The sequence below is a fragment of the Prevotella sp. CAG:255 genome, assembly GCF_000431195.1.
Classification (GTDB): Bacteria; Bacteroidota; Bacteroidia; order Bacteroidales; family Bacteroidaceae; genus Prevotella; species Prevotella rara.
In genome coordinates this window covers 1-8,039 of sequence record NZ_HF986799.1, presented here as the reverse complement: position 1 = coordinate 8,039, position 8,039 = coordinate 1, and the positions used below count along the sequence as shown (strand labels likewise).

Genomic DNA, 8,039 nt, shown 5'->3' with positions numbered 1-8,039 from the left:
GCAGGAATGCAAATTGTTGTCAGCACAAATTGGCTCTCTAATGAAAGAAAAGAAAACAGACGAAGCCAATGCGATTAAAGAAAATGTATCCAAGCTAAAAGAAAGTGCCAAAAATCTTGAGCATCAATTAGATAAAACCCAAGAAAAACTGACAGAACTACTCTGTACAATCCCCAACATTCCAAACGACGATGTTCCGGAAGGTAAAGATGCATCAGATAATGTTATCGTAAAAGAAGGCGGACAAATACCCGACCTTCCAGAAGATGCTTTATGCCATTGGGATTTATGCAAAAAATTCAATTTAATAAACTTCGATTTAGGTGTAAAAATTACAGGAGCCGGATTCCCTATATATATAGGAAAGATGGCACGTTTTCAAAGAGCGCTCGAAGCATTTTTTCTTGAAGAAGCACGTAAAAGCGGATACTTGGAAATACAACCTCCATATGTAGTAAATGAAGCATCTGGATACGGAACAGGCCAGTTACCAGACAAGGAAGGTCAAATGTATCATTGCAATATGGACAATCTTTATCTTATTCCTACAGCAGAAGTTCCTGTAACCAATATATTCAGAGACGTCATATTGGACGAGAAAGATCTTCCAATCAAAAGATGTGCATATTCTGCATGTTTCAGACGTGAGGCTGGTTCATATGGTAAAGACGTGAGAGGACTTAACAGATTACATCAATTTGATAAGGTTGAAATTGTCCGCATAGATAAGCCAGAACATTCTTATGAATCACTTAATGAAATGCTTGCACATGTTGAAGGATTGTGTCAGAAGCTAGAATTGCCATATCACATTTTACGTCTTTGTGGAGGCGACATGAGTTTTACATCAGCTATTTGCTATGACTTTGAAGTCTATAGCGCTGCACAAAAGAAATGGCTCGAAGTTTCATCTGTCAGCAACTTCGAAAGTTATCAGGCTAATCGTCTAAAATGCCGCTATCGCAATTCTGAAACGAAAAAAACAGAACTGTGCCACACATTAAATGGCTCTGCATTAGCTTTACCTCGCATTGTAGCTACAATAATTGAAAACAATCAAACACCAGAAGGTATTAAAGTTCCCAAAGCGCTTATACCATACTGCGGATTCGATATGCTTGACAATAATAACTTTTAAATACAAGTCTATTGCAAAACCTAAATTTATGGTTTATGGTTTGCTACCATAAACCATAAATTATATAACACCTTAATTATTAAATACTACACCATAAAACAACAATGAACAAGATTATCCGTAAGGAACAATTCTCAGAGAAAGTATTTCTCTTTGAAGTAGAAGCGCCACTGATTGCAAAAAGCCGGAAAGCCGGTAATTTTGTGATTGTAAGAATTGGCGAAAATGGCGAACGTATGCCGCTCACAATTGCAGATGCAGACATTGAAAAAGGAACCATTACAATGGTTGTGCAAAAAGTAGGTCTGTCATCAATTAAGATGTGTAATCTGAACGTCGGAGATTATATCACAGACGTTGTTGGACCACTTGGAAATCCTACAGACATTAAAAAATTTGGAACCGTAATATGTGCAGGAGGCGGAGTTGGAGTTGCTCCAATGCTTCCTATTATAAAAGCATTAAAAGCAGCAGGCAATAGAGTTTTATCTGTAATTGCAGGACGAAACAAAGATTTAATTATACTTGAAAATGAAGTCCGAGAGAATAGTGATGAAACTATAATAATGACAGATGACGGGTCATATGGGGAAAAAGGAGTCGTAACAGTCGGTATTGAAAAACTTATAAATCAAGAACATATTGATAAAGTTTTTGCTATCGGACCTCCTATTATGATGAAGTTTAGTTGCATGCTAACACAGAAATACAATATCCCAACAGATGTATCCCTAAATACAATCATGGTCGATGGTACAGGAATGTGTGGTGCATGTCGACTTACTATTGGTGGAAAGACAAAGTTTGTTTGCATTGACGGTCCTGAATTTGACGGAGCATTAGTTGACTGGGATGAAATGTTTAAACGCATGGGGACATTCAAACGTGCAGAACAAGAAGAACTAGAACATTTTGAAGAGCACCTAAATGCGACAAAACAAAGCAATGAGGATAAAGAAGAGCACCTAATTAGTGTAAACGACCAAATTACAGACGAACCTATAGACGTTTTGACAGACAGAAACTCAGAATGGCGTAAAGCTCTGCGTGCAACGATGAAACCCAAAGAGCGGACTGCCATTAAACGAGTAATAATGCCAGAATTAGATCCTTCTTATCGCTCTACCACAAGATATGAAGAAGTTAATAAGGGTTTGACAAAGGAGATGGCTATGACAGAGGCTAAAAGATGCCTTGACTGTGCCAAACCAACATGTATAGAAGGCTGTCCGGTTAATATCAATATTCCGTCATTCATCAAGAATATTGAACGAGGCCAGTTCTTAGCCGCTGCTAAAGTACTTAAAAACACCTCTGCCCTACCCGCTGTATGTGGACGTGTTTGTCCACAGGAAAAGCAGTGTGAAAGCCAATGTATACATCTCAAGATGAATGAACCAGCTGTTGCAATTGGATACCTTGAACGTTTTGCTGCAGATTATGAACGTGAAAGTGGACAGATCTCATTACCAGAAATAAGTTCTTCCAACGGTATTAAGATTGCTGTTGTCGGCTCTGGTCCTGCTGGACTAAGTTTTGCAGGGGACATGATAAAAAAGGGATATGACGTATATGTATTTGAAGCTTTACATGAAATAGGTGGAGTGCTTAAATATGGTATACCTGAATTCCGTCTTCCAAACAAGATCGTCGATGTAGAAATTGACAACCTACGAAAAATGGGAGTTCATTTCCAAACAGACTGCATTATAGGAAAAACTATCAGTATAGAACAGCTTGAGAGTAATGGTTTTAAAGGCATCTTCGTCTGCTCTGGAGCCGGTTTGCCTAATTTTATGAACATACCAGGTGAAAATCTGATAAATATTATGTCATCAAATGAATACCTGACACGTGTAAACCTAATGGATGCCGCCAACCCAACAACCGACACGCCTCTAAATATTGGCAAACATGTACTAGTTGTAGGTGGTGGAAATACTGCGATGGATTCATGTAGAACAGCTAAACGTTTAGGAGCAGACGTTACATTAGTATACAGACGTTCGGAAACAGAAATGCCAGCAAGATTAGAGGAAGTCAAACATGCAAAAGAAGAGGGAATTAATTTTATGTGCCTACATAATCCGATAGAATATATATCGGATGAAAATGGTGCTGTAAAGCAGGCTGTGTTACAAGTTATGACTTTAGGAGAGCCTGATGCGTCAGGAAGAAGAAGTCCTGTACCTGTTGAAGGTAAAACAATCACAATAGACGTTGACCAAGTCATAGTAGCCATAGGTGTATCACCAAACCCGTTAGTACCGAAATCTATTAAAGATTTAACTCTCGGACGCAAAAATACCATAGTTGTAAATGATGAGATGCAAAGCTCGCGCCCAGAGATTTATGCAGGAGGTGATATTGTAAGAGGTGGAGCTACTGTAATATTGGCAATGGGTGACGGACGACGCGCAGCTCACAACATGGACAAACAACTCATGAAAGAAAATAAATAATGAATGGATTATATACAATCATATTACTCATACTAAGCAATGTGTTTATGACACTTGCTTGGTATGGGCATTTAAAACTTCAAGCATCAGGAATATCAGCAAAATGGCCCATGATAGGAGTTATTCTTTTTTCATGGGGTATTGCATTCTTTGAATATTGCTGTCAAGTTCCTGCAAATCGCATCGGATTCCAAGATAACGGAGGCCCCTTTAATCTTATACAACTTAAAGTTATTCAAGAATGTATAAGTTTAGGCGTATTCGCCGTAATAGCAAATATTCTGTTTCAGGGTCAAACACTGCATTGGAATCATGTACTTGCATTTTTACTAATAATATGTGCAGTATATCTTGTTTTTATGAAATAACAAATATTTCTAATCATAAGAACAATATATCATGCCTATTTTATCTGATAACGAAAAACTTGAAAGAAAAATCATAAGTCGCTTTCAAAAAGCGATTTATGATTATAATCTTATTTGTGATAATGATAAGATTTTGATTGGAATATCTGGTGGTAAAGATTCCCTTTGCCTAGTAGACTTAATCAGTAGAAGACTAAGAATTAATAAGCCTTCATTTGCAGCCGAAGCACTTCATATAAGAATGTCAAACATAAAATACGAATCAGATATATCCTATCTTAAAAACTTCACGGAAAGTAGAGGTATAAAGTTTAATGTTGTGACTACAGGATTTAATGCCATGACAGATAAAAGGAAATCACCATGTTTTCTATGTTCATGGAATCGCCGCAAGCAGTTGTTCACAATAGCTCAAGAACTTGGATGCAATAAAATAGCTTTAGGACATCACATGGATGACATAATTCATACAACTATGATGAATTTATATTTTCAAGGCAGTTTTTCAACCATGCCAGTACGCCTAAAAATGAGAAAAATGCCAATCACAATAATTCGTCCTTTATGTCTAGAAGAAGAAAAAGATATCAAGCAATATGCAATAAACAATAACTATAAAAAACAGATTAAATTATGTCCATATGAAACTGATTCACATAGAAATGATATCTGTTTGTTGTTTAATGAAGTTGAAAAAATGAATAATGAGGCAAGATATTCCATTTGGAACGCATTAGAAAAGAATGGAAAACTCATTGAAGAATAGCCTAATTTTAGTTAAACGAAAATTTCGCCATTCAAAAAAGACATTTATCCTTTCCACTTTCAAACAAATTACGCTATCTTTGCATATCGAGGTGTACTATATATCTCGTAAAAGCATTGTACTCATACAAAAAGGATTCCAAACAATATGTTTATCAAAATAAATAATAACCTTAAAAAACTAGTTAAAGTAATGTCAAATAAACGTTTCATATATTTTATACTGATTATTTTGGCAACAAATGTATCATTTAATGTCTTCGCGCAAAAATCAAGAACCACAAAAAAGGCAGCCACAACAAAAATAACATCAGAAGATCAGGCACAGATGTTATACGAAACGATGCTACCTTCAACAGAACAGATAATGATAATTGATAGTATTATTGCTGATAAAAATAATTTTTTGAACAAAATACCATTGACCAAAGAATCTGGGAGCGTGAATTCTTATAACAACTTTTGGAAAGTATCCGACCAAGCGCAATCGTACACATATATGAATGAATTTGGAAATAAAGTATATTTCTCAAAAAAAGATGAAACAGGCCATTTACGACTTTATACAGCAGATAAACTTAACGGAAAGTGGAACGATATAAGACGTATAACAGATTTTGATGATGAATTTACTGATATAAATAACCCATATATGATGTCAGACGGAATAACTTTATATTTCGCAGGTAAAAGCAAAGATAATTTAGGTGGCTATGACATATATGTAACTATGTATGATGCAGATTCTGCCCGTTTCTACAAACCAGAGAATATAGGTCTTCCATACAACTCAACAGGAAATGATTATTATTGCATAATAAACGAATTTGATTCTATTGGATGGCTTGTTACAGACAGAAGACAACCTGAAGGTAAGGTTTGTATATATACATTTGTTCCGTCAACATCACGTACTATATACGATGACGTTAATATGGATGATAACAAATTGAAAGATCTTGCAGATATCAAAAGTATACAAGCGACATGGACAGATGCAAAAAAACTTAAAGATGCTAGAAATAGGCTGTCCAAACTTATTAAGCGGAAAACGGAAAGTGAAAACAAGAATATCTCATTTATCGTAAATGATAATACAGTATATACTAGTCCTACAGACTTTAAATCAGTAGCAAATCAAAAACGTTTTTTGCAATTATGCGAAATGAAACAAAAAATAAAAGATACAGAATTACAACTTGAAACATATAGGAAAAGATATACGACAAATAAGAATAAAGCATTAGGTAAAGAAATTAGAGATATAGAATACCAGCTTGAGAAACTTCACAAATATACCCAAACATTAGAAAAAGAAATAAGAAATACTGAAAACATTGCAATTAATGAACAATAAAATATAGGAGGAAAAATATATGGGAAAACGATATTTTGAAGAGTCTGAATTAATAATTAATCCAGATGGTAGTGTATTTCATCTTCATGTAAGACCCGAGGACCTTGCAGATAAGGTTATTCTTGTTGGAGATCCAGGAAGAGTTGAATTAGTAGCTTCACATTTTGACACAAAAGAATGTAATATTGAAAGTAGGGAATTTCATACAATAACCGGAACATATAATGGCAAACGAATAATGGTCACATCAACAGGTATTGGCTGTGACAACATTGACATTGTAATGAACGAAATCGATGCACTTGCAAATATTGATTTCAATACACGTACAGAAAAAGAAAAAATACGACAGTTAGATATTGTTAGAATAGGTACATGCGGAGGTTTACAACCATACACGCCTGTTGGAACTTTTATTTGTTCAGAAAAATCAATTGGATTTGATGGACTCTTAAACTTCTATGAAGGGCGTAATGCCGTGTGTGATCTTGCAATGGAAAGAGCACTTTTAAATCATCTTGGTTGGACTGGAAATATGTGTGCACCTGCTCCGTATATAATAGATGCAGATTCTGAGCTTGTTGAACGCATAGCTGATAAGGACATGGTTAGAGGTGTAACTATTGCCTGCGGTGGTTTCTTTGGGCCACAAGGTCGTCAATTACGCATTCCATTGACTGATCCAAAACAAAATGAAAAGATAGAAAAGTTTGAATATAATGGCTTAAAAATAACAAACTTTGAAATGGAAAGTTCCGCTCTTGCAGGACTCGCTCGCCTTATGGGACATAAAGCAACAACATGCTGCATGGTTATTGCTAATCGTGTTGCAAAAGAAGCAAATACTGGTTATAAAAATCAAATTGATGATTTAATAAAAATTGTTCTTAATCGCATATGATATATGCATTACATTCAAAAATGAAACAATTATTATTAGTCTGTATGATGCTGTGCTATAGTCAATATTTATTAGCACAATACGACTTTATTCGACCTGTAAAAGATTCAATACCCGGAGGATATAATTTCTGGGTATATACCCCACTCGACTATTATTATACGCTTGAGAATACACCAGTAATAATTTTCTTACACGGCCAAAGTTTATGTGGAAATGACCTTAATAAAGTAAGGCGATATGGACCATTAGATGCAATAGTTAAAGGCAGACAAATTGATGCATTAGTTATTGTTCCACAAAACCCTGGCGGTTCATGGAATCCGTACAAAATAAATCAAGTTTTAGAATGGACAAAAAATAATTATTCAATGGACTCTACACGCGTATATGTAATTGGAATGAGTCTTGGTGGATACGGAACGCTTGATTTTACCGGAACTTATCCAAATAAAGTTGCTGCAGCTATGGCGCTTTGCGGTGGATGTACGCTCAAAGACAAAACTGGTTTAGGAAAGGTACCATTATGGATAATACATGGTACTGCTGACAGAGCAGTATCAATAAAAGAATCAAAAGTCGTTGTCGACGAATTAAAACAAACAAATAATGACAAAAGACTTAAATTTGACTGGCTAAAAGGTGCTTCACACGGGGCATTAGCACGAATATTATATATGAATAAAACATATGAATGGCTCTTCTCACATTCTATTTTAGATAATGGCCGACCAGTTAATAATGACATTGATATTGTAAAGTCTGATTTATCAAAAGCATATCAAGATATGATATCAGGTTCACCAGACCCTGAAGTTGTATATGACAAAACCATTTATTAGAAAATGCCCTTGTCGTCCCTAAAAAAGCCCTTTTTGCGAGATATTGTTCAAACACAGTATCTCGCATATTTTTTGATGCATGCAACAAAGAGCTTTCATGGTTCTTTTGAAGTTATAAGCCGCTGCAACCAGAAGAACGTGATACCATCTCAAAAAGTGTGTCTGATAGTCAGTAAAAAAGGGCCGCCCCTTGCGTGTCAGCCCTG

General features: G+C 35.5%; 7 protein-coding genes. All 7 read left to right on the top strand.

Translation table 11 applies throughout. From position 1 onward, the window contains the following. Positions 1–1,138: serine--tRNA ligase (gene serS / locus QVO66_RS05075; protein WP_288172617.1), on the top strand; the 1,138-nt coding region annotated here is incomplete at its 5' end. 104 nt (positions 1,139–1,242) lie between these two features. Then, a complete protein-coding gene (locus QVO66_RS05070; RefSeq protein ID WP_021854334.1) occupies positions 1,243–3,600 on the top strand; it encodes a bifunctional dihydroorotate dehydrogenase B NAD binding subunit/NADPH-dependent glutamate synthase in 2,358 nt (785 codons plus the stop codon). Beyond that, a complete protein-coding gene (locus tag QVO66_RS05065) occupies positions 3,600–3,968 on the top strand; it encodes a DMT family protein (protein WP_021854333.1) in 369 nt (122 codons plus the stop codon). Before QVO66_RS05070 ends, QVO66_RS05065 begins: the two co-directional genes overlap by 1 nt. Before the next feature lie 31 nt (positions 3,969–3,999). Continuing rightward, a complete protein-coding gene (locus QVO66_RS05060) occupies positions 4,000–4,734 on the top strand; it encodes an ATP-binding protein (RefSeq protein ID WP_021854332.1) in 735 nt (244 codons plus the stop codon). Positions 4,735–4,881: 147 nt separating this feature from the next. Beyond that, positions 4,882–6,090 carry a hypothetical protein gene (locus QVO66_RS05055; protein ID WP_053398768.1) on the top strand — a complete coding sequence of 403 codons (1,209 nt, stop codon included), beginning with the start codon at positions 4,882–4,884 and terminating at the stop codon, positions 6,088–6,090. A gap of 19 nt (positions 6,091–6,109) precedes the next feature. Next, on the top strand, positions 6,110–6,991 hold the full coding sequence (locus QVO66_RS05050) for a nucleoside phosphorylase (protein ID WP_021854330.1): 882 nt from the start codon (positions 6,110–6,112) through the stop codon (positions 6,989–6,991). A 20-nt stretch (positions 6,992–7,011) separates the two neighbouring features. Next, the gene (locus tag QVO66_RS05045; RefSeq protein WP_288172614.1) at positions 7,012–7,833 is read left to right on the top strand and encodes an alpha/beta hydrolase-fold protein; all 822 of its coding nucleotides are present in this window, start codon (positions 7,012–7,014) and stop codon (positions 7,831–7,833) included. Positions 7,834–8,039: the final 206 nt, after the last annotated feature.

What these genes read in the sequence shown, in the direction of transcription:
- QVO66_RS05050 (WP_021854330.1), top strand. Translation starts at nt 6,110, where the DNA reads ATGGGAAAACGATATTTTGAAGAGTCTGAATTAATAATTAATCCAGAT.
- QVO66_RS05065 (WP_021854333.1), top strand. Translation starts at nt 3,600, where the DNA reads ATGAATGGATTATATACAATCATATTACTCATACTAAGCAATGTGTTT.
- QVO66_RS05045 (WP_288172614.1), top strand. Translation starts at nt 7,012, where the DNA reads ATGAAACAATTATTATTAGTCTGTATGATGCTGTGCTATAGTCAATAT.
- QVO66_RS05055 (WP_053398768.1), top strand. Translation starts at nt 4,882, where the DNA reads ATGTTTATCAAAATAAATAATAACCTTAAAAAACTAGTTAAAGTAATG.
- QVO66_RS05070 (WP_021854334.1), top strand. Translation starts at nt 1,243, where the DNA reads ATGAACAAGATTATCCGTAAGGAACAATTCTCAGAGAAAGTATTTCTC.
- QVO66_RS05060 (WP_021854332.1), top strand. Translation starts at nt 4,000, where the DNA reads ATGCCTATTTTATCTGATAACGAAAAACTTGAAAGAAAAATCATAAGT.